This is a genomic window from Spirosoma migulaei (genome assembly GCF_054776855.1).
Window position 1 is genome coordinate 1 of sequence record NZ_BAAHBG010000003.1, and the last position, 20,682, is coordinate 20,682.

Consider the following 20,682-nt stretch of genomic DNA (forward strand, 5'->3'; position numbering starts at 1 on the left):
ACCCCTAGCTCCCACGATTGTTGGGGCTAGGGATGAATGAGGCTGATCTCAGAAAATGCTCCTGCATGAGACGATGGCATCTTCATGTATCTGCTGCAAGAAATGGGCGTTTATTGTGACTCAGTCTACCTTTCGTACGATTCTAGTAAATACGAAAATAAATCCAGTACAAACCGACCAACTAGTAAGTTTCATGGGGGGAAAGGTCAATCAAGTACCGATTTTCGTGCTTTAAGAAGAAATGTACGATACGGCAGAAGAGCCATAAACAGTTAATATATAGAGTCTTAAACACATAACCATTTCTGTACGAGAAGATTGTCCACTCATACCTAACCAAAGTGCCAATCAATAGCAGCCCTCCACATACGAACAGTTGATCTCTGATGCAACTACAATAGTGTTGCTAATAGGCCACTGATTTTTGTAGCTTGTATGTAGTAAATAATTTATTTTCAGGATGTTACGAACGTAACTGCTGATAAGTTAGTTATCGGTCTGCAACCTAGCCAATCCTAGGGTCTTCTCCGTCTCTGTCTTGCGTTCTTAGCTGTCGGTCAAGTTTTTACTTAATCCCAGCTTTGATGATCCACGTAGAGTAAAATACCTAAGTCCACCAGCAATTCGCTATGAATTGCCCTTCTCTAAAGCATAAGTTAAGCGACTGGCAAGCCAGCAATGAGCAATCATCCCGCCAACTGCTCCGCGGCACTCGAAAAGGGAAAAACGGTTCGTCAGTGATGTATTAAGCCCCTGATCACCGCAATTCAGATGACGTATTTCTTTTTCCAAACAACACGATGAAACTGACGCTAAGCTTCGTTGACATTCCGTTTGCTGATCATAGCCTACTGGACTGAATGTATTCATCCGGCTAGCGACTTATAAAAGCAATCCATTTCCATTGCGTTTCGTAGTTTGGGAAGTAAAGTACGAAAATTGGATGGTGCCTGTAACAGACAAAGGCCGTTTGCCTTAATTCCATAAAATACTCCTTCTTGAGCGCTAGAAGCTTCCTGCATTGGCTTCTTTACTGTTGTGTTTCAAGGGATACAATCTATTGTCTCTATCCCGTGTCTTGAATGAATGACAAAACGTATGACTAACGTCGTACCCTTGTTAACGATCATCCGTATTACAACTCTTTAGACTTATATATCATGGAAAAACTGTCATTACTGGCTCGTGTTCAAGCAAAACCTGGCCAAGAAGCTACTGTCGAGAACTTTCTGAAAGAAGCGCTGGCCCTGGCTCAACGGGAAGCGGGCACCCTTCGTTGGTATGCCTTCAAGATCAATGAGAATACGTTTGGTATTTTCGACACCTTTGCCACCGAAGACGACCGGCAAGCCCACCTGAGCGGTGAAATTGCGAAGGGGTTGCTGGCAAATGCTGACACGCTACTGAGTGTGCCCCCTGTGATCGAACACCTTGAATTGCTTGCTGTTAAGTAACTCTTATGACAAGGTGGTGACTTTCGAAGTTTGGGAAGTAAAGTATGAACGTCACTACCCTGTTACAAATCAAGCGACATGTATTTTACTCTCAAAATACCCTCGAACTTATCGTTGGTTTATCACATACTTGGCTTGATTTAAGTGAGCTTTACTAACAATCGAACACTACCTTAATCAAGAGTAAATTACTCTTGATTAAGGTAGTAGCCATATTGATCTACTTCAGGAATTGAGTAATAACCATGAATAAGGACAGCCGATTATATAGTGTTTTGTTCAACAAATGTCCCCGTTGTCACAAAGGAAATTTCTTTGTTAGCAATAGTGCTTTTTCTCGTCACTTTGATGATATGCATCCCAAATGTCCCAACTGTGGCTTCAACTTTATGCCTGAACCTGGTTTCTATTGGGCTTCTATGTTCGTTAGTTATGCCTTCTTTACAATCTGGACATTGCTGACCTTTTTAATTGTGGTTATCTGGCTCAAGGTAGATTTGAACTACTACCTGATTGGGCTAGTGCCTACCTTGATCTTATTAACACCTTTCTTCTTCCGTATGGCTCGTCGTATTTGGTTGACCATCTTTGCTTAGTATTTTCTTTGTTTAATTCAGGCCAATTCAAAAGACGCTTAAGAAGGTTTAGAAGATATAACTTTTACAAGGGTAATGTCTTGACCCCGATCATTATAGCAGGGGTTTTTATGGGGCGATTATTTTTTACTAACTATCAACACCAGTTAGTAGCATACGGCTTTATCCGTTGCCTGATTTTGGTACAGTCTTCATCTGAATGAAGTCAACCAGAAAGGAGAAGGCCATGGCAAAGTAGATATAGCCTTTAGGTATCTCGACATGCACCCCTTCGGCCACTAACGACATCCCAATAATCAGTAAAAAGCAAAGGGCCAAAATTTTGAACGATGGGTGCCGGGTAATGAACTCGCTGATGGGTTTGGCCGCCACCAGCATGATCCCGACCGACACGACAACTGCGGTGTACATTACCCAAAGCTGATCGATCATGCCCACAGCTGTAATGATAGAATCAAGGGAGAACACCAGATCCAGTAGTAGTACCTGTAGTAGTAAATCGCGAAATGACGCCTTCCTGGTATCGGGTGTGTTGGCACTATTGCCCACTTCGGCATTGTGATAAATCTCGGCGGTGCTTTTGTAGATCAGAAACAGGCCGCCAGCCAGCAGAATAAGCCCTTTCCCGTTCATATCGATGGATGCCACCGTAAACAGGGTGGTGTTCAGTTGCATAATCCAGGCGATCAGGGTCAGCAGGCCGAGCCGCATGAGCATCGCCAGGCCAAGCCCCCAGTAGCGAAACCGGGCCTGCTGCCCAGCGGGTAATTTGCCGGCCAGAATCGAGATGAAAATAATGTTATCAATCCCCAGAATGGTTTCCAGCACTATCAGGGTCAGTAAGGGAATTAACTGGTTGATTATGTCCATGTTATGTAGTCAAGCAGGTTTGACCCAGATTGTTTTGTGACAACGAACTGAACAAGGCAGCGGCCCAACTGAAGGCGGGTAATTTACCCGCTCAGGTGCGTTGCAGTTCCCGCCAAAACTGACGAATGAAGACCCGTTCTTTCCGTGAAATCCCGTCGTGGGCCCGCGCTACGCGCAGCAGAAGACTGACGAACCGTTTTTTGGTATCCTTCGTGAGCTCGATTCGCTTGTCGGTTATCCGACACAGGCCAAAGGCAAGCGCTTCGTCGGCGGGTTCGTCCACATTGTCCCGCAGAAACAGGGCGCAAATCGCTAAATCATTATAGGGCGATTCGGCCAGCAGGTCACGAGCCACCTTCGTTTCCAGCTGGTGGAGTTGGCCGTCGAGTTTACAGAGAGCATAGACGATACTGCCTAAACCCATGGCTACATCAGGGGAATACATAATCGGTCGAGTTAAGTGGTTGGCTACAAGTCCGGATTCATCTTAGGTGGGTATTGTACAGTGGGTTTATTAAGTTCAGGCGTAGGCCTAAGCCGTTAAGTGATGGAATACGTCGATACGGGCCGGAAACTGGATGTTTGCTCAGTCTATCCTAAAGAGGCCAACGCTTGGCAAAACCAGATTTCCATTTTCGCATCCTTAGCCACTGCATTACTGTGCTGTAGTTGCGACACCCGAACCAGCCTGCCTACCCCGTTTGGTTCGGTGAACGTTCGAATCAACCAGCTCATCGACCAGCCTGAATCAGCCGGTGACTTTACCCACTAAGTGAGCCGGACATTCGCCTTTTACCTGAAGGTTATCTCAATAACCGCTACAATAAGCCTGAATACCCTACTACTTAGCGTGCTGCTAGTTTATTTACAAATAGCTATGAGCGCATTACGTTAGACCACTACCCCCCACCGTTAGCTTTTGCAACATCTCGTCGGTAACAGAATCGCTGGAGATGCCATAACCGTTGACGAGCAACCCTTTCAGGCCATAGCGTTCCGAAGAGATGGCGTACAGAATGGCCAGATCCGACGGGTCGCTGGGGCCTTCAAATCGATAGAAGCTGTCTACCGTGAACTCATCCGCAAATACTTTATACTGACCGTTGCGGCATACAAGGCATTGTTGTAGCAAATTAAAATCTTCTACGTAGCCTTGCTTGCGTAGTTCATTCATGGTTCCTGAAAGGGTGACGTATGGGTTTTCTGCCGGGTTAAAATCTTCCATATCTGCGTACGTTTTGAGTAATCGACGGAGCAACTTGTTCAACGGATTTTCAGGCGTTTAAAAGCTGTTTTGAGTAAAAATTGGCTGTCCTATAACAAAGCAGTAACTCCTTAATCGGACGGGCACTGTACTATAGTCTAAATTGTAAAGGCAGCGTTTTTCCGGTCGCTCTCCAGTAGAAGTTAATCCCCGGCTTTCATGATGACAACGAGCGATGACGTTCTTATAAACGGATAAAAGTATGGTTTGATGAGCTTAATTAAACGATCCGCAAGTTCGCTGCCGGTGTCCATCGGGATGATTTAGATAAATCATTATTTGATGTCGGCTATGGGGGTTACCAGAAACTAACTTGGAAGCGCATAGACTTGTTGTGGCGTTGATTAGGGGGGAGTTGGCGCTGGCTTCAGGCTGTTCGCCAGGAAAGGTGCCGTGCGACTCGCCTTATTCTCTGCGATCTCGGCGGGTGTTCCTGCCGCAACGATCGTGCCGCCGTTATTCCCCGCTCCGGGCCCCACATCAATGACCCAATCGCACTGGGCGACCGTGCGCATATCATGCTCGACAACGATAACGGTATTACCGGCATCAACCAAGCGATTCAGCTGAACCAGAAGACGGTCGACATCGCGTGGATGCAGGCCAGTGGTCGGCTCGTCCAACACGTAGAGGGTGGTGCCCCGTTGCGTACGTTGCAGTTCGGTGGAGAGCTTGATGCGCTGGGCCTCACCACCGGAAAGTTCGGTCGCGCTTTGTCCCAGCTTGAGATAACCCAGGCCAATATCCCTCAAGGTGTCCAGGGACCGCAACACCACCGCTTCCTGGGCAAAAAACAGGCAGGCTTCGTCAACCGTCATGTCCAGCACATCCGCAATGGATTTGCCATTCCAGGTAATCGCCAGCGTCTTTTCGTTATAGCGGGTGCCATGACAGGTCGGACAGGGGGCATACACACTCGGCATGAACAGCAGCTCGATGCTGACCTGGCCTTCTCCCTCACAGGTTGGGCACCGCCCTTTGGCGACGTTGAAGGAAAAGCGGCCGGCATCGAAGTGTCGCCTACGGGCCTCCGGCGTGGCGGCAAAGAGTTTTCTGACCTGATCAAAAAGGCCGGTATAGGTGGCCAGGTTAGAGCGTGGTGTTCGTCCGATTGGTTTTTGATCCACCTCAACAAGTCGCTGTATGGCCTCGACATCGCCCCCCAGTCGACCGATGGTTTTTTCGGCCGGGGCCTCCTCAAGCGCATCTTCCTCGGCCTCTTCCCGTCTCATGCCCAGGTGCGCTGCCACCAGATCCAGCAGCGACTGGCTCACCAGACTGGATTTGCCGGACCCCGAGACACCGGTCACGGCGGTAAAGCAACCCAGCGGAAACGAAACATGAACGCCCTTGAGATTATTTCGTCGGACTCCTTCCAGGCCCAGCCAGCCTGTAGGGGGACGGTTGGGGGAGGCCAGCCGGGCTGTTTCCTCAAACAGGTAGGGCCTGGTGCGGGACTCGCTGACCTCCCTAAGGCCTTGTGGTTCTCCACTGTAGAGAATGCGTCCGCCCGCGCTGCCCGCTTCAGGACCAACATCAACCAGCCAATCGGCACGGCGCATCATCTCAACATCGTGTTCGACCACGAAAAGCGAGTTACCCGACGCTTTGAGCCTGTCCAGTGCGTCGAAGAGCGCATGGCCATCGGCCGGGTGCAGCCCGGCAGTCGGCTCGTCCAGCACATAGATGACCCCAAAAAGCTGGGAGCAGAGCTGAGTGGCCAGCCGCAGCCGCTGCAACTCACCGGATGAGCAGGTGGGCGTGCTGCGGTCAAGCGACAGGTAACCCAGGCCAAGCTCGATGAGCGTGGTCAGGCGATCCAGCAGATCACCGCACAGGCGCTGGGCAGCAATGCGCTTTTCAGGCGAGAGATCATCCGTACGGCGCACATCAGGAGCGCCCTTATGCGCCGAGCCACCTGCCTGCTGGCGCTTATCCAGCGCAGCTTTTGCCGCCTGGCGACTCACCAGCGACGTTGACGGATTTATGTCGGAGGCAAACTCGCCATTTGCTGCCGGCCGGATAATGTTTGCCAGTTGGTCCAGGGAGAGGTGCGAGAGATCGGCGATGTCGTAGCCGGCAAAGGTAACCGAAAGTGCCTCGGGCTTTAAGCGCTTGCCCTTGCATACCGGGCAGGGGCTACTGATCATAAACTGCAACACGCGTTTGCGCATGGCTGCACTTTCCGTATTGGCCAGCGTGTGCTCCAGATTTCGCCGGGCGCTGCTGAAGGTTCCCTGATAGCTCGGTTCCATCTTTAGTCGCTGAGCCTGACGCGTTTCGGCTGGGGTGAGGCCTGCATAGACAGGAACCGTCGGCTGCTCGTCCGTAAAGAGAATCCACTGTCGATCGGTTTTGGACAGGTCTTTCCAGGGTAGGTCGATGTCATAGCCCAGTGAGACTAGAATGTCTCGCAGGTTCTGACCACCCCAGGCCGTGGGCCAGGCGGCAATGGCCCGCTGGCGGATGGTCAGCGACGGATCTGGCACCATCGACTCTTCGGTCATGATATGCACCCGGCCCATACCCTGACAGCGGGGACAAGCCCCTTGCGGGGTGTTGAAGGAAAAATCCTCGGCATAGAGCATCGTCTGGCGGGGGGGGTATGTACCCACGCGCGAGTAGAGCAGGCGCACCAGGCTCGAGAGTGTCGTCAGACTACCTACGGTCGAGCGGGCATTGGGCGTGCCGCGTTGTTGCTGTAGGGCGACGGCGGGCGGCAGGCCGTCAATGGCATCGACATCCGGCACGCCGACCTGATCGATCAGCCGTCTGGCATACGGGGAAACCGATTCAAGATACCGTCGCTGTGCTTCGGCAAAGAGGGTGCCGAAGGCAAGGGACGACTTGCCCGAACCGGAGACACCGCTGAAAACCACCAGCTGATTTCGTGGTATTGAGACGTCGATATTTTTGAGGTTGTGCTCACGTGCCCCCCGTACGCGGACATATCCGAATGCGGCTTTATCGTCCTGGTCGTTGGCGTTTGTTCGTCGAGCCATGGGAAAAGAAGATACTTGGCGAGATTACTAAAAAATGTTAACGTATACGCTTTTTCGTTAACCGCGTGATCGAACTGGCTTCCTTTTACTGGACAGTATAGAAAACACTCCTAACGTATTATCCAGTAAAAGGTAACAGATCAAATAAGGTTTGTTTGCCTTCTTACGTACTTCTTGTCCAGCATATACCATTACTGCGCTACATAGCCATGCGTCAAGCGTTTATCTTTCGAGGTCTTTTTCAGTTTATCCATCAGATAATACTAATCATATCTGTGGCGGTGAAAGCGGCCTGTTGCACAAACCCCTTTCAGATGTGCTTCCATTCAGCTCTCCAGCCCCGTTCAATTCAGGGTTAGGAGGAAGGCTGATTTAGGCATCAGGCAGCTTGATCCGGTAAATGGCATACGGTGTGGTTCGTTTGTTTTCGCCTTCATTGTAATCGGGTTGCTTATTGATCTGAGAGCAACTGATGTACAAATAATTATCCGTCGAAATGGAATAACTATCCGGCCAGATCAGCCTTTCATCGGACACGACATCTTCCATCTTAAGCGCAGGCGTTAGTTGCACCAGTTTGTAGTTCTGGTAATCGCCCAGATACAGGTTGCCGTTTTTGTCAACGATCATCCCGTCCGAAACGGCAAACCTGCCCAAATCTTCTACCGCAGCCTCCCGTTGATCTTCAGTCAATGCTTCGTTCCGCAAAAATTCCGTGCGAATGCGGTAGAGTTTCGTATCGGTGAGCGGTTTGTAATACAGCCATTCGCCATCCGGTGTTAAGGCAATGCCATCGGATTGAAGGTGTACCGGCTGACCCTGCTTTTTAAATTCTTTCCCGTCCACGATCAGGGTAAAGGAAGGGTCGTGTTTCACTGAATAGTGATGGCTCAATACCTCCCGGCTAGTTCCTGTTTCCAGATTAACCACCACAATGCCCCCTTCATTGGAGTTCGTTAAATACGCTACCTTTCTACGGGTATCGACCCGTACATCATTAATATAGCTTTTGTTGCTTAGTACGCCCTCAAACCGGTAGACTTCTTCGATTGTATTGGTCGCCAGGTTGAACTTGACCAGCTTAAAACTAGTATCATATACCTGTTCCATGTTCGGGCAGGCCGGGTCCACCACCCACAGGTTGTTCTCGGCGTCAATGTACACGGCCTGCACACAAACCCATTTATTTTTTCCATTATCCCCTTCCTGCCAACTGTTCCACCGTTCGTCCGGATAAGGTTTCACCCGGTTATCGGGGAAGATTTCGACCACACCGTACTGGTGTGGTCCGGGCCATAACGGATAACAGCTAAACAGACGCCCGTCTTTTGCGATCGCCACACCGGTTAACTGGTAGGTATCGTCTGAAAACACTTCGTCAAGTTGATTGTTGTATGTACTCATGATTGGTAAGTTTAAATGCGTTGCCAATAAATACGTTCCTACCCCTGCTTTTTCTTACTTACGTTTTGCCTTTGTCTCACTTGCCCGTGGCAAGGCAAAATAGCTGTATAACAGCAAAACAGGCACAATACTAAAGGGTACGCTCCACCAACAAATGAGTAAGGCAACCAGGTGCAGCGCAGGGGCAATGGCATATTCCTTGGTTAACTGACGAATGAGCCTTCTTTCTGTACCGTCTTCTAAAAGTTCGGGCTTTTTAAGGGCGTACCACCAGGTGCAGTTATATAAAAATGTCATCAACACCAAGGTCGCATGATAGATCAAGGCTGCCGTTCGCTCGTCTGGTTTACCCACATGCCGGGCCAACAAGCCGGTGGTAAACGACTGAAGTGTTACGAAGATTAAAAACAAACTATTTAGAATCAGGAGGTACTGGTCCGTCTGCTTTAAATAAATAAACATGTTGTGATGGTTGGACCAGGCAATGCATATAAACAGGAAGGAAGCAGCGAATGCAGCATAATGAGGCCACTGGTTGGCGATGGCTTGCAGCAAACCTGTATCGGTCTCTGGTTTGGGCAGTTCGGTAGCTAGTAATGTTGCTGCAATCGCTAAGACAGCGTCACTAAAATATTCAAGCCGATCGGTTGGCCGATGATTGTGCATAAGACGGGTTTAAAATCCACTTTCCGTTGGAAGAGAAGGCATCAAAAACGGATCAACCCAAACGTTGTTCAGGTACTACCAACTTTCGGGTTGATACAATTAAGTCTATCCGCTTACTAACACCTACTTACGCTTATTTTTCTTTTTCAGCAGCATCAGGCCAGCCGTGATCAGCAAGGCCGTAGTCGCTGCCTTTCGGACAAAAGCAGGGCGGTTGTGCCTCCATTCCGCTCGCCAGCCCCTCTCAATCCAGGGGTTGGGAAGAATGCCGTGTGTTAAGTCAGTTAACTTGCCCTCAAGGACGTTGACCCGGTCGGCTAGTATCAGTGTCATCCAGTGGGTAGCGGTCGCTTCGCTATACTGATAGGCATAGCGACGGATAGCCCCACTTAAGCCCGTAGGCGGTGATGACGTACCAAAGACACGGGTAACGCCTGGTCGCTCCACCGAATGCAAGACCTCGATGTCGATGGGCTGCTGGGGCGCTTTTTCATAATTGAGCCGCTCGTGGTCCGCCCCGTTCCAATGCTTCATGGGGTAGGTGGGGTCATTTTCCGGATCGGCATCCATGCCCCAGCCGGGGATGTCTTTGGTACGGGTATCCAAATTTCGATCCGCAATAATCCGGTCCTGAAATTCGGCTATTGTGTTTTCTAATACGTTTTGCATAAGACAAGGGTTTAAGCCGCATGGGCACGTGGCGGAATTAATAAGGGTTTGATGATGTGGTCGAGCTTACTGGAAAACATGCGGTAGGCATCGGACACGTCTTCCAGCGGTATCCGGTGGGTAATCATTTCCTTTGGGTTGATCCGGCCGCTCATGATGTGATCAATCAGCTTGGGCAGCAGCCGTTTCACCGAGGCCTGATTGGCCCGTAGGGTAACCCCTTTGTTCATCAGACTGCCAATGGGTGCCAGGTTCCAGGGAGGACCGTATACGCCAATGATGGAAACAATGCCGCCTTTTTTAACGGAGTTAATCGCCCAGTGCAGGGCGGTGGCACTGCCGGCTTGCAGGAGTAGTCCTTTGCCGGTAATGTCTTGCAGGGCACTGCCGGAAGCATCGCAGCCCACCGCATCGATACAGACATCCGCGCCAAAGTAATCGGTGGCTTTTTTTACGAACAACACCGGGTCTTTCATGTCTCGGTAGTTGTACGCCTCGGCGAAGGCAAACTTGCGGGCAAACTCCAGGCGGTAGTCGACGTGGTCAATCACAATGACCCGGGCCGCCCCGAAAAACCAGGCAAAGCGGGCCGCCATCAGACCGACCGGGCCGGCTCCAAACACCACCACGGTATCGCCTTTTTGGATACCCCCCTGCTCGGCCGCCTGGTAACCCGTGGGCACCACGTCGGTCAGCAGGACGGCGTTTTCCAGGTCCATGCCGGCAGGGATTATGGTGGGGCTCACATCGGCATACGGTACCCGAACGTATTCGGCCTGTCCGCCATCATAACCACCGCCGGTGTGCGCATAGCCAAAAAAGCCGCCGACGGCTGTGGCTTGCGGATTTGACTCATTGCAGTTGCCGTAGAGTTCCTGCTTACAATGCGGGCAACTGCCGCAGGCCACGTTAAACGGCACGAGCACGTGGTCACCCACGTTCAATTTTTGAACGCCCGAGCCTATGGCTTCCACAACGCCGGTAAACTCATGGCCAAAGGTCATTCCTACCCGGGTATCGGGCACACGACCGTGATACAGGTGCAGGTCTGAGCCGCAAATCAGGGATCGGGTGACCCGGACAATGGCATCATAGGGATGCTTGATCTCCGGCTCGGGTTTGTTACGGTCCAGCCTGATTTGGCGGGGACCGCGAAAATTCATTGCTAACATAGCTTCCTGTCGTTAAAGGTGATTGAACTACTCTACTGAAGACCTCAAGCTGTCATGCCGCCTTGACGTTAGCTTAAGCGTTTGCCCTAACGGCAAAACGGGTCCAGCCGCGACAATGACGGGTTTAGATACCTACCTAAGCAGTAGGCTAAAAAGGCGCAACATCAACTGGTTCTTCCAGGATAAGACCCACGCTTCGCTCGGTAAGCGTTTGGGTTAGCAGCAGGGCGTGTCGTGTGTATCGGGCAAGCCCGTTAACACGATCTGTATCGTTTTTCCCTTTAGACTGAGCAACTACAGACCATTGTAGCCTTGGTTAACAGACAGATAGTGTCTGCTGTGGACAAGCCCATTCACCTTATCGCCACACCCCAGAATGACCATTCTGGGGTGTGGTCGTGCGTTGTTGTTCTGATAACTACCGCTATCAGCGTGGTCTGGGCTGTACTGGCAAGTCCTGGTAACGATTTACGTAGCGTGAGATTCACCCACCTTCGTCAAACCGTCGACTTGTCTGGACACTACTTTTGTTTAACAATAAAGTTAAAGTCGTATTGAAAAAGTGAGGGTACGGGCGCAACTAAAAAAAATGAACTGTGCCGTTGGGCTGGAAGAAACAGGAAGGGCAATCCCTATGGGGTTTGAAGGTCACCTCCATGGGAGGGCAGCGGTGGCCTTCAAAGCTGCTTCTGAATGGACAGCCGTATTCGAAACAGAGTGCCTACGCCTGGCTGGCTGTCGATCTCCAGACTAGCCCGTAACAGTTCACACAAGCCCTTGACGATGGATAAGCCCACGCCTTCCCCCTGGTGGGCAAACCCGGAGCGGGAGGAAAAGGCGGTATCCACTTGCTGAGCATCCGCGAAATCATAGGTTGCAGTAGTTTCGGGGGAGGGAAGTCTCCGGTGAGGGGGTGAACCTGCCTGAGTCGCAGTAGGCAGGCCCGGTCCCGAATCCTGTACGCTGACCATCCAGCGCGTTTCAGTCTCTCGACTCCAGCAGACCGATACCCAACCGGTAGGCGTGTGCTTGAGCGCGTTGAGCACCAGGTTCTGAATAATGCGCTGAAACTGAAGAGGGTCACTCGCGACCGGCAAGCTGGCCGGCCCATCCGCTTTGAGTAAAAGACCCCGTTCGGTGGCCAGCGGTTGGTAGCTCGCCACGAGATTGGTCAATAATTGACCCGCATCCAGGGACTGAATGTGCAGGGCTTCCTGTCCGGCCTCTAGGCGGGCCAGGTCCATCAACTGGGTAACCAGCGAGCGGCAAGTCGTCAGGTTTCGCAGCAACATGTCCAGTATCTGTTTACGCTCCTCCTGAGAGTCCATCACCAGTTCCAGTAACGCAGCTGCACTCAGAATAACCCCGAAGGTACCCCGCAGGTCATGGGAGGAATGGCGCAGGAGCTGTGAGCGTTGCTGGCTGAGCTCCTGAAGTTCGGCCAGTGCTTTTTCCAGTACATTGACCCGGCTGGCAGCCGCCGTGCGTTGTAAGTGAGTAAACTGGCTCACACTACCGGTGTTGATCTGACTGGCAAATACAAAGAAGTGCTCATAGGCCTGGGTGATCATGGGGCAATCGGTTGCGGGGTAGAGTTGCCAGAAGGCCCGCAGTTCGGCCAGCATGAACTGGTCTAAATAGTGCATCTCGGCCAACAATTCGGCTAGGACATAGCCCTTGTGCCAGCGAAGCAGGCCATGGTCAGCGGCTAAGCGGTCCACCTGGGCTTCTTCATCCTGATGCTGCAACTGCTGCTGGAGCACATTAAGCATGCATGGGACTTGGTTGGTGAACTCGTCGGGGCTTAAGTTGCTGATGCTTCTCAGGTCCGGATCGGTCTCACAAGCGGTTCGCCAGTTGGCCAGCAGCGCTGGGCGCCGGGCAGCCAGAAAGGAAGCGAGTTGGCCTAGCGGAGCCGACTCTGACTGGGCAGGAGATATCATGGTTGAGCAGGCAAGAGCTCTACGTCCGGCAGAAGCGGTCCGTCCGGAGGAAATGATCCCAACTGGGCAACCAGGCGAAAGAAACGTATACGTAAAACCGTTATTCGTTCTGTTGGGGTAACCCTTGTTTAAAGTGATTGTTTAGAAAAATTGATTTTTATTATTATACGGCACCTGGCTATTTCAGTCTATCAGCGACCCAACGAATTCCCATTCCTCACATCCGGTATGGCCTCGTTCCTGAAGGGCCCTTTATCGGCGCTAGCTGGACTAAACCAAATGGTTTACCCCTCCGCTCACGGTTACATTCAGGGTCTGGTTGGTGCCGGGAGTGGAAAGTTGTGATAAGCTATACCCTCCTGAGTAAGAATCAGCATTAACCCGTATACGGCTTGTGTCGATCCTGGTTCTCTGACGTGTACCCTCACAGCAGGGAATGGCACCAATTGCCGTTGCTGTTTTTAGGAAATTTCATCTTCAAGTGAAGGGGTTTATCGAGTGAACTAATACCCTAGAGAACAATGCCGAATGGAAAGTCAATTGCTGCCGATATGGGGTACATCGACAAAAAGGCACGGCGAGACCTGCGCCGTGGCGTCCCACCTCTAAAAAAAACACAGTCCGTCCTGGATCGGCACCGCCAGAGTGGACCGTATCGATTGCGTCTGGCCGCAAGAGCGGTCACGGCTTCACTGTACTATACGGCTCTTTTTCTGATAACGTACCGGTTGCTACGGTACGCCGGAGCGGGACCGTAGCTCATGGTAAAAACAGATTCGTAGCCCATTGGTTACTCCAACTGTGTGAGCTACCCCATCCATGCAACGCATCTAAACAGCAGCACACTCGCTTGCAGACCAAATCGAAAGCGCTTGTTTTTCAGTTGAACATAAAGAGCGTGAATATGAAAAGCGTTGGCCGCTTTTGGCCAAGAGCGTCGCCGTTAGAATCAAGTTTTCAAGCTTATTGAAGCGGACCAATTAACTCGATGAATGTACCATCGGGATCCTGCACAAAAACAAAGTGCGCTTTGGCATTCAGGGGTGTAGGGGTGCTACCCAGAAACGGCACCTTCAGGTGCGTAAGCCGGTCGATAATGGGTTGCAGGGCTTTCACCTGAATGGTGATATACTGCATGCCCGTGTCGTCCTGAATATATTTGGGCTTCGGATGCGCCGGTTTACTGCCCAAACTCATCAACTTCCAGTCGGTGGCTTCCGGGCTGTTTTCGAGCTTCAGGATGGTTACGTTCGTGACTACACCATTGGTCAGGCCGGAACGTTTGCCGAACTCTTCATTGATGGTAAAGCTGCCGGTTTTGACCATACCGATGCCATTCACGTAAAAGTCCAGCGAGCGTTCGAGGTCGGTAACTACCACCCCTACGCCAATTGTTTTACTGGCAAAATTGGACTGTCCCAACGCGCTCAGTGCACCCCCAAGTACCATTAGTGTTATTTTGACACATTTAAAGAAAGACACCCTGGTTTTGTTCTTCTTGAAAAGAATCATTTGTTACTTCGTTATAAGTATGATTTGATGTAAGCCAGAAGTGACCGTCCCGTTATTAACTGTGATTTCTAGTGTGATCGCTTTATTGTCACCTGCTTTCAATCGGATCGTTTATCCTCGACAAAAAGAATCTCGGCTGGTTTTTCTTTGCTCACCAAGCTCACGATCTCCGGCTTTATCGTATCTAAAGTCCGACTATCACTATTCCTACCCGACTGGACTTGCTACCTTTGGCTGGACACTACCTTACGATCGTTACTGTATATTTCAGTAAAAGGCAGTAGGGGCAATCTAGACAATGTGCTATATGGGCAGTAAAAGTTTCAACACATAACTCAGCGCTACTTATTGCTTTAGTGCAAATGTCGGATCAGGCATTTCCGTCCACGAAAAGGCTTAGCCAAATGGACGCTATTTATTGACAAGACAAATAGTATGGCTCTTGCTACTAGTGCCTGAAAGCGTTCACGAAAAGGTGGCTTTGTCTGGACATAAACTATAAAAAGTACAAAATATTAAAACTTTTAGTGGGGACTATAACTTCACCATCATCGTAGTAAAGTACTATTTTTGAACGCCAAATTCACTGGATTACTACAGAGTAGACCCAAACCGATTGTCTACCGTCTCAGCGTGTATCAGAAGCGGCCCTAACTAGACAGTGGTCTGTTTCAACCCGATAGCATCTATAAATCGGTATCTTTGAGTGGTATCATAACCAATCTACGGCATGGATGATCGGGATAGTGAACTAGCCAGAGATATTGAACGCGTCAAGCGAATACCCATCATTCCTTCCTTGCTGGATGTGATCTGTGAGACCACGGGCAGGGGCTTTGCCGCCGTGGCCCGAGTCACCCAGGACCGATGGATCACCTGTAGTGTGCGCGACGATATCCAGTTCGGCCTCGTTGCGGGCGGAGAGCTGAGGATAGAAACCACCATTTGTAATGAAATTCGGGATTCCCATCAACCCGTCGTCATTGATCATGTGCAGGAAAATGGCCTGTTCTGTAACCATACGACCCCCTTACTGTATGGATTTCAGAGTTACATCTCCTTTCCCATTATTCTGAAAACAGGCGAATTTTTTGGAACCCTCTGCGCCATTGATCCCAAACCGGCTCAACTTGACAATGCCAAGATCACCGGTATGTTCGCGGCCTTTGCGGATCTGATTTCCTTTCATTTACAGCAAACCGACTTACTCGAGCAGAGCGATCAGGCGGTTAAATACTTAAGCCGCCAGCTGACTCAATCGATTGATGAAAATCGGCAGTACCGCCATATTTCCAATCATAGCCTGCAAGAACCGCTGCGCAAACTCCGGCTCTTTAGCGGTATGTTAGTGGATGTAGTTCGGAAAAACGATCGCGATAAAGCCGAAGAACTAGCCTTGAAGATCAATTCAGGGGCCGAAAAGTTCGCCAAGATGATTAAGGATTTATCCGACTTTTCGGTTCTGGATGATGATGATACGTTTGTGGAACTGACCAATTTGAATGACATTTTGGCCGTGGTCTGTTCCCAATTGAGTCCGCAATTAAAGGCAAAACAGGCCACTGTTCAGGCGGATGTATTACCCTCCTTGCAAGCGGTACCCCTGCAAATGGAACAGCTATTCTATCACCTCCTGCATAATGCCATTAAGTTCGCGAAAAAAGGGGTACCCCTTCTGTTGTCGATTTCCTGCCGGCTGGTAACTCCCCTGGAACGGAGCGAGCCATTGTCGAGCGAAACCAACTACGTTGCCATTCAGATTACCGACAATGGGATCGGCATTGACCACGCTCAGCTCGAAAAGATTTTCGATATGTTTGCCCAATTACCCACGACGACAATTCGGGAAGGGCAGGGCTTTGGCTTAGCTTATTGTCATAAAATAATCCGCAATCACCTGGGGCTGATCAAGCTTCACTCGGAGGTTGGCCAAGGCACTACGGTGTCCATTATTTTGCCCGCTAGCTAATCCAAATGGCCTGGTCCGTGCCCATGAAATCGCTGGCCGCAGCTGATCATCTTGGACTTGAACATGCCCCGGCTGAACGGCTTCGAAACGCTGCGATGGCTGCGGTCTCAGCCGGCGTATCAAACCTTGCCGGTCGTGGTTTTAAGCACCTCGTCTCTACCTGAAGATCAGGAAAAGGCGTTGCAACTGGGTGCGAATGGCTTTCTGACGAAGCCGCCTTCCCTGGGCGATATCTTAACCATGTTTGGGCTACTGGCCGAGCAATGGCAACTACATTGGCCCCTTTTTATCGACCTATCTACTCCTGGATCCTGATTATTCACCGTTGTTGAGGAAAGGTTACTTTTCCGCCAATAACCCACCCAGCATAACCCCCAGTCTACCCCTGATTGGAGATTTCACTGGCATAGACCAGGCGATTTCGTTGCCAATTGCCCAGTGAATACATTTCATCAAATAGAAGTTAATCGACTGTCGGATCGCCGCTGCGATGAAAAGAAGTAAAGGATGGTCAGTTTATCCCGAAATCAACTGGTCAGGCGCTCGCGGAATCTGGTGGCCAATTTCACTGAAATGAACACCCGTTTATACCATAAATGAAGACGCGTCTATAGGCAAACGGTTCTGGAATGATAGTTCTGAATGAGAATATGAACATTAAAGGGGCAATTCCGTTTTAAAATTGGGTTTACTGACTGGTAAGTCTATACTAAACAACGTGTATGAAAGCGAATGTAACGCCACCCCGCAGAGAGTTTCTTAAAAAGTCAGTCACGGGTACGCTGGCTTTGGGTGCAGCGGTGCCCTTACTGGCATCTATCGTAACATCGCTTACGGCCGAAGCGGCTATACCCCTACAAGGATCACCAACGGCCGCCACGGAAAAGGAATTTCGTCAGGGTGTGATTGGGCCCGCTGAGCTCTCGCTGATCACCAGCCAGCTGGCGGTAAGCAAAGCCACCAATAAATACGCCAGGGAGTTTGCCGGCTTTGAGTTAGAGGAAGCGAAGGCCGTCACCTCGGTGCTCAAAGATCTGGGCACCCCCGTACCGGCAATGGACGCTAAGGCCCAAGCTACGCTAACCAAAATAAAGACGACCACGGGAGCGGCTTTTGATAAAGCCTATATTCAAGCGCAACTCGAAAATCATGAATTTCTGCGGGATTTGGCTCAGGATTATTTAAAGAACTCGATGGGTAAAACCAGCCCTGCTGAAAGTCAAACGAGACATTTGGCCACCTTAGCCTTAGCGGTGTTTAAAGAGCACGTGGCCCTGACCAAACAGATTCTAGGTCAACTGGGTAGCTAGCCGACGTTATTAACCGTACGGTGCCTAGTTACCCACACCTGTTTCGGGTGGTTAACTAGGTACCAAGATGCGGTTCGAGAGCGGGAACCTATCAGCCCGTACTCACTCGTGTACAAACCCGCGAGTACGGGCTAGTCTGGGCCGGATCACGTGGGAGACCCAAGTTTTCATGCGTTGATGTCCAGTTAGCCATCTCCCCAGCTACGTTCGGCAGCGTGTCTGCATTACATAAAAAAAGCAACGAACCCGCCAATCCAAAGGCTAATTCCGGATGGATCGTAATTCGTTCGTCGCTGCCCTTTGGCCAGGCTAGATAAGCATTTTTTGAGTGTTCAGTTGATTGAACTTACAACATTCATTCCCCAACGGAGCAAAAGCCATATACTATAAGCTGGCTATCCCATTCATCCTACGCTGATTTAGCTGACGCTGACTTACTTTAAACCACAGCCTTACTTCCATACGAATGACACTAAATTATGTCCGGCGCGGGGTCGGTAAACCCCTATTACTGCTCCACGGAATTGGTAGTTCCCTAAAGGTTTGGGATCTCATTATCGATGAGCTGGCTGCTCAACGGGATGTGATTGCCGTAGACTTACCTGGTTTCGGTCAATCACCGGCTCTCATTGGGGAGGTCTCCATTGACACGCTGGCCGATGCGGTAACCGACTTTTTAACTCAGGTCAAGCTCTTAGGTATTGATGCCGTAGGCAATTCAATGGGGGCTCGACTGGTGCTCGAACTTGCCCGGAGGGGTAATGTGGTCGGGGCCGTCGTGTCTCTGGATCCAGGTGGGTTCTGGCAAGGCTGGCAGGTACCCTATTTCTACCAGTCGGTTCGGCTGTCGGCTCACCTATCCAACCTTATCCAACCGATCTTACCACCCCTGGTGGGCAATCCGATCAGCCGAACGCTGCTGTTCGCTCAATTTTCGGCGCATCCCTGGACAATTCCGGCGCGGGTAGCCCAGAATGAATTTCGGGAGTTTTTGCCCACCCCCAGCTTTACCAAACTGCTGGCTAGTCTGGCTCATGGTCCCCCCCAGCAGGGGGCACCCCTTGGCTCTATCCCGAACCTGGTCATTGGCTGGGGTCGGCAGGACCGGATTTGTCTGCCCAGTCAGTCCCGGCTGGCCTTGGAGCGGTTTCCTGACGCTCGTCTACACTGGTTTTCGGATTGCGGGCACGTTCCGCAATTGGATGTGCCTGCTGAAACGGTGGCCCTGATTCTGGCCGTAACGGAGGGTCGCTATGAATCGCAATCCGAAATTCCTGCCTTGTCAAAGGCGACTGAGGTTCGAGAAAAGGTCTTGATTGGTGTAGGTGCCGCCGTGCTGGTGATGGGCCTGTTTCTCGCCTTTGTCGGGAAAAAGTAGCCATGAACGTACTGTCGCAGGTATAATAAATAGCGGTGACGGTTAACTGGACATGGTTCTTAAGGCACAAAGTAAGATCGTTTACTTCGTGTCCCGCAAAAGGTTTCCAGTCACGTAAGTGCAGGTCTGTTTAAGCCGAATAGGTACCAATCCGGGTTCGGTAGTTTTGGATATCGGATCGGAGATAGTCTTTCAGTTGTTGTAAAGCTGCCCGGGCCCGGGTCTTCACCGTACCGATGGGTAATTTCAAGACCTTCGCGGCTTCCAGGCTTGTATAGTCTTTATAATACATGAGCTCGATGACGGCCTGATATTTAGGGGCTAAGAGCGCCAACAGCGAACGATCAATCATTCCTTCCACTACGCCGGTTGAGGTAATCCGTTCGGATTGTTCCAGCAGATAGGTGGCGGCTTTCAGTTGAACCTTCCGGGCTCTGAGTTGATCCATGGCCACGTTCCGGGTAATGGTTAATAACCAGGTAAATAGCCGTCCCTGGGTAGGATCATACTGATGACTATTCGACCAGATCTTAATGAAGACATCCTGCAATAAATCCTCCGCCTGCTCTCGATCGTTGACGAGTCGAAACAAAACGCCAAACAGGGCTGGCGCGTAGGCATTATATAAGAGGGAAAAGTCGGATGATCGTTTTTGTTGTAAAGCAGTTACAAACTGGACTTCGGCTAGGGCAGTCGCATTCATGCAAATAGTCAGGAGGAATAGTGGCTGGAATGGGGAATGGTCAGCCGGTAACAAGGCACTTACACCTGCACTGACTACGATTAAATCTATTAAAATCATGCCAGTGTAGCAAAGAGGGGCTTATAATCTCTAAAGCGGTTGAAACGAACGGCTTTGGCCGTCCAACGCGAAAAATTCTGGATTCTTCATGGGGTCTTATTTACCCGAAAATGGGGAGTTTTTGTTGAACTCGGTAAACAACCGGGTTAGACAACCATTCAATTAAGCTTTCAGGTAGTTAGGGAATGGAATTAAACTTGGCTTTAAACTTACGTCAAGGAGTTCTGACAATTTCAAAACAGGTGTTTAAGCTGGGTAGCCCAGCAATACAGTCCGAGCCGAATCAGGATCTGCTGCGTTAAATTGGACACTTTATTAAGCCTGATCTTGCTGTCCAGTAACTTGTAGTAATTCCAATATTCGAAATGTACCATTTACAGGACATCAAATTTAGAGAAATAATTTTTGGCCATTTCTCAAATAAGTACAATTTATAGTTTTGATTAAGTCGTTCACGAAAACCCTTGGCCAAATGGACGCTATATGTTGATCAGAGGAATAGTCTGAATTTAGCAATTACTGCCTGCAAGCGTTCACCTAATGGTTCTTCAATTGGAGTCCCATAAAGAGAAGTTCGTTTGTCTATCCTAAACTACTTGATGCTGGTGGAGGAGTTTCTATTTATTTAGGTACGCTTGGCCGCTATGTCTTTTAAGAGGTGATGTATTGGC

19 protein-coding genes are annotated in these 20,682 nt (G+C 50.2%); 8 read left to right on the top strand and 11 right to left on the bottom strand.

Annotated features, from left to right (window positions below; genetic code table 11):
• Positions 1-1,160: 1,160 nt before the first annotated feature.
• Both ACYVGO_RS04340 and ACYVGO_RS04345 read left to right on the top strand, forming a co-directional pair.
• Complete coding sequence (locus ACYVGO_RS04340; protein ID WP_190889270.1) at positions 1,161-1,454, top strand: putative quinol monooxygenase; 294 nt, start codon at positions 1,161-1,163, stop codon at positions 1,452-1,454.
• Between the two features lie 245 nt (positions 1,455-1,699).
• Entirely contained in the window at positions 1,700-2,050 is a 351-nt protein-coding gene (locus ACYVGO_RS04345) for a DUF983 domain-containing protein (RefSeq protein ID WP_190889271.1), read from the top strand.
• A 162-nt stretch (positions 2,051-2,212) separates the two neighbouring features.
• Here ACYVGO_RS04345 and ACYVGO_RS04350 read toward each other — a convergent pair whose 3' ends face one another.
• Together ACYVGO_RS04350 and ACYVGO_RS04355 are read right to left on the bottom strand one after the other, a co-directional pair.
• A complete protein-coding gene (locus ACYVGO_RS04350) occupies positions 2,213-2,920 on the bottom strand; it encodes a TerC family protein (protein ID WP_460967806.1) in 708 nt (235 codons plus the stop codon).
• Between the two features lie 91 nt (positions 2,921-3,011).
• Positions 3,012-3,365 carry a TerB family tellurite resistance protein gene (locus ACYVGO_RS04355; protein ID WP_460967808.1) on the bottom strand — a complete coding sequence of 118 codons (354 nt, stop codon included), beginning with the start codon at positions 3,363-3,365 and terminating at the stop codon, positions 3,012-3,014.
• 102 nt (positions 3,366-3,467) lie between these two features.
• Here ACYVGO_RS04355 and ACYVGO_RS04360 point away from each other — a divergent pair, with 102 nt between their 5' ends.
• Positions 3,468-3,692 carry a hypothetical protein gene (locus ACYVGO_RS04360; RefSeq protein ID WP_460967810.1) on the top strand — a complete coding sequence of 75 codons (225 nt, stop codon included), beginning with the start codon at positions 3,468-3,470 and terminating at the stop codon, positions 3,690-3,692.
• Positions 3,693-3,806: 114 nt separating this feature from the next.
• Here the strand turns inward: ACYVGO_RS04360 and ACYVGO_RS04365 are convergent, their stop codons facing one another.
• The 7 genes from ACYVGO_RS04365 to ACYVGO_RS04395 all read right to left on the bottom strand — a co-directional run bounded on the left by ACYVGO_RS04365 (position 3,807) and on the right by ACYVGO_RS04395 (position 13,040).
• Positions 3,807-4,145, bottom strand: coding sequence for a phosphoribosylpyrophosphate synthetase (locus ACYVGO_RS04365; protein WP_460967812.1), 339 nt, complete (start codon positions 4,143-4,145; stop codon positions 3,807-3,809).
• Between the two features lie 383 nt (positions 4,146-4,528).
• Positions 4,529-7,186: an excinuclease ABC subunit UvrA gene (locus ACYVGO_RS04370; RefSeq protein ID WP_460967813.1), complete on the bottom strand. Its 2,658-nt coding sequence runs from the start codon at positions 7,184-7,186 to the stop codon at positions 4,529-4,531.
• A 372-nt stretch (positions 7,187-7,558) separates the two neighbouring features.
• Positions 7,559-8,590 carry an L-dopachrome tautomerase-related protein gene (locus ACYVGO_RS04375; RefSeq protein WP_460967815.1) on the bottom strand — a complete coding sequence of 344 codons (1,032 nt, stop codon included), beginning with the start codon at positions 8,588-8,590 and terminating at the stop codon, positions 7,559-7,561.
• A gap of 54 nt (positions 8,591-8,644) precedes the next feature.
• Positions 8,645-9,256 carry a TMEM175 family protein gene (locus ACYVGO_RS04380; RefSeq protein ID WP_460967817.1) on the bottom strand — a complete coding sequence of 204 codons (612 nt, stop codon included), beginning with the start codon at positions 9,254-9,256 and terminating at the stop codon, positions 8,645-8,647.
• A gap of 123 nt (positions 9,257-9,379) precedes the next feature.
• Positions 9,380-9,925, bottom strand: coding sequence for a hypothetical protein (locus ACYVGO_RS04385; protein ID WP_460967818.1), 546 nt, complete (start codon positions 9,923-9,925; stop codon positions 9,380-9,382).
• Positions 9,926-9,936: 11 nt separating this feature from the next.
• Complete coding sequence (locus ACYVGO_RS04390) at positions 9,937-11,097, bottom strand: zinc-dependent alcohol dehydrogenase (protein WP_460967820.1); 1,161 nt, start codon at positions 11,095-11,097, stop codon at positions 9,937-9,939.
• Between the two features lie 677 nt (positions 11,098-11,774).
• The gene (locus ACYVGO_RS04395) at positions 11,775-13,040 is read right to left on the bottom strand and encodes a sensor histidine kinase (protein WP_460967822.1); all 1,266 of its coding nucleotides are present in this window, start codon (positions 13,038-13,040) and stop codon (positions 11,775-11,777) included.
• Between the two features lie 521 nt (positions 13,041-13,561).
• Between ACYVGO_RS04395 and ACYVGO_RS04400 the strand changes: the two genes are divergently transcribed.
• On the top strand, positions 13,562-13,798 hold the full coding sequence (locus ACYVGO_RS04400; RefSeq protein WP_460967824.1) for a hypothetical protein: 237 nt from the start codon (positions 13,562-13,564) through the stop codon (positions 13,796-13,798).
• 205 nt (positions 13,799-14,003) lie between these two features.
• On the opposite strand, the gene ACYVGO_RS04405 is transcribed toward ACYVGO_RS04400, so the two are convergent.
• Entirely contained in the window at positions 14,004-14,489 is a 486-nt protein-coding gene (locus tag ACYVGO_RS04405) for a VOC family protein (RefSeq protein ID WP_460967826.1), read from the bottom strand.
• A gap of 793 nt (positions 14,490-15,282) precedes the next feature.
• Between ACYVGO_RS04405 and ACYVGO_RS04410 the strand changes: the two genes are divergently transcribed.
• The 4 genes from ACYVGO_RS04410 (at position 15,283) to ACYVGO_RS04425 (ending at position 19,209) form a co-directional block, all read left to right on the top strand.
• A complete protein-coding gene (locus ACYVGO_RS04410) occupies positions 15,283-16,521 on the top strand; it encodes a sensor histidine kinase (RefSeq protein ID WP_460967827.1) in 1,239 nt (412 codons plus the stop codon).
• A gap of 42 nt (positions 16,522-16,563) precedes the next feature.
• The gene (locus ACYVGO_RS04415) at positions 16,564-16,836 is read left to right on the top strand and encodes a response regulator (RefSeq protein WP_460967922.1); all 273 of its coding nucleotides are present in this window, start codon (positions 16,564-16,566) and stop codon (positions 16,834-16,836) included.
• Positions 16,837-17,243: 407 nt separating this feature from the next.
• Positions 17,244-17,831, top strand: coding sequence for a DUF4142 domain-containing protein (locus ACYVGO_RS04420; protein WP_460967829.1), 588 nt, complete (start codon positions 17,244-17,246; stop codon positions 17,829-17,831).
• A gap of 466 nt (positions 17,832-18,297) precedes the next feature.
• A complete protein-coding gene (locus tag ACYVGO_RS04425) occupies positions 18,298-19,209 on the top strand; it encodes an alpha/beta fold hydrolase (RefSeq protein ID WP_460967830.1) in 912 nt (303 codons plus the stop codon).
• A 130-nt stretch (positions 19,210-19,339) separates the two neighbouring features.
• Here ACYVGO_RS04425 and ACYVGO_RS04430 read toward each other — a convergent pair whose 3' ends face one another.
• Positions 19,340-20,011 carry an RNA polymerase sigma factor gene (locus ACYVGO_RS04430; protein WP_460967832.1) on the bottom strand — a complete coding sequence of 224 codons (672 nt, stop codon included), beginning with the start codon at positions 20,009-20,011 and terminating at the stop codon, positions 19,340-19,342.
• Positions 20,012-20,682: the final 671 nt, after the last annotated feature.

Coding starts and splice junctions, on each gene's coding strand:
- ACYVGO_RS04340 (WP_190889270.1), top strand. CDS start 1,161: ATGGAAAAACTGTCATTACTGGCTCGTGTTCAAGCAAAACCTGGCCAA.
- ACYVGO_RS04345 (WP_190889271.1), top strand. CDS start 1,700: ATGAATAAGGACAGCCGATTATATAGTGTTTTGTTCAACAAATGTCCC.
- ACYVGO_RS04350 (WP_460967806.1), bottom strand. CDS start 2,920: ATGGACATAATCAACCAGTTAATTCCCTTACTGACCCTGATAGTGCTG.
- ACYVGO_RS04355 (WP_460967808.1), bottom strand. CDS start 3,365: ATGTATTCCCCTGATGTAGCCATGGGTTTAGGCAGTATCGTCTATGCT.
- ACYVGO_RS04360 (WP_460967810.1), top strand. CDS start 3,468: ATGGAATACGTCGATACGGGCCGGAAACTGGATGTTTGCTCAGTCTAT.
- ACYVGO_RS04365 (WP_460967812.1), bottom strand. CDS start 4,145: ATGGAAGATTTTAACCCGGCAGAAAACCCATACGTCACCCTTTCAGGA.
- ACYVGO_RS04370 (WP_460967813.1), bottom strand. CDS start 7,186: ATGGCTCGACGAACAAACGCCAACGACCAGGACGATAAAGCCGCATTC.
- ACYVGO_RS04375 (WP_460967815.1), bottom strand. CDS start 8,590: ATGAGTACATACAACAATCAACTTGACGAAGTGTTTTCAGACGATACC.
- ACYVGO_RS04380 (WP_460967817.1), bottom strand. CDS start 9,256: ATGCACAATCATCGGCCAACCGATCGGCTTGAATATTTTAGTGACGCT.
- ACYVGO_RS04385 (WP_460967818.1), bottom strand. CDS start 9,925: ATGCAAAACGTATTAGAAAACACAATAGCCGAATTTCAGGACCGGATT.
- ACYVGO_RS04390 (WP_460967820.1), bottom strand. CDS start 11,097: ATGTTAGCAATGAATTTTCGCGGTCCCCGCCAAATCAGGCTGGACCGT.
- ACYVGO_RS04395 (WP_460967822.1), bottom strand. CDS start 13,040: ATGATATCTCCTGCCCAGTCAGAGTCGGCTCCGCTAGGCCAACTCGCT.
- ACYVGO_RS04400 (WP_460967824.1), top strand. CDS start 13,562: ATGCCGAATGGAAAGTCAATTGCTGCCGATATGGGGTACATCGACAAA.
- ACYVGO_RS04405 (WP_460967826.1), bottom strand. CDS start 14,489: ATGGTACTTGGGGGTGCACTGAGCGCGTTGGGACAGTCCAATTTTGCC.
- ACYVGO_RS04410 (WP_460967827.1), top strand. CDS start 15,283: ATGGATGATCGGGATAGTGAACTAGCCAGAGATATTGAACGCGTCAAG.
- ACYVGO_RS04420 (WP_460967829.1), top strand. CDS start 17,244: ATGAAAGCGAATGTAACGCCACCCCGCAGAGAGTTTCTTAAAAAGTCA.
- ACYVGO_RS04425 (WP_460967830.1), top strand. CDS start 18,298: ATGACACTAAATTATGTCCGGCGCGGGGTCGGTAAACCCCTATTACTG.
- ACYVGO_RS04430 (WP_460967832.1), bottom strand. CDS start 20,011: ATGATTTTAATAGATTTAATCGTAGTCAGTGCAGGTGTAAGTGCCTTG.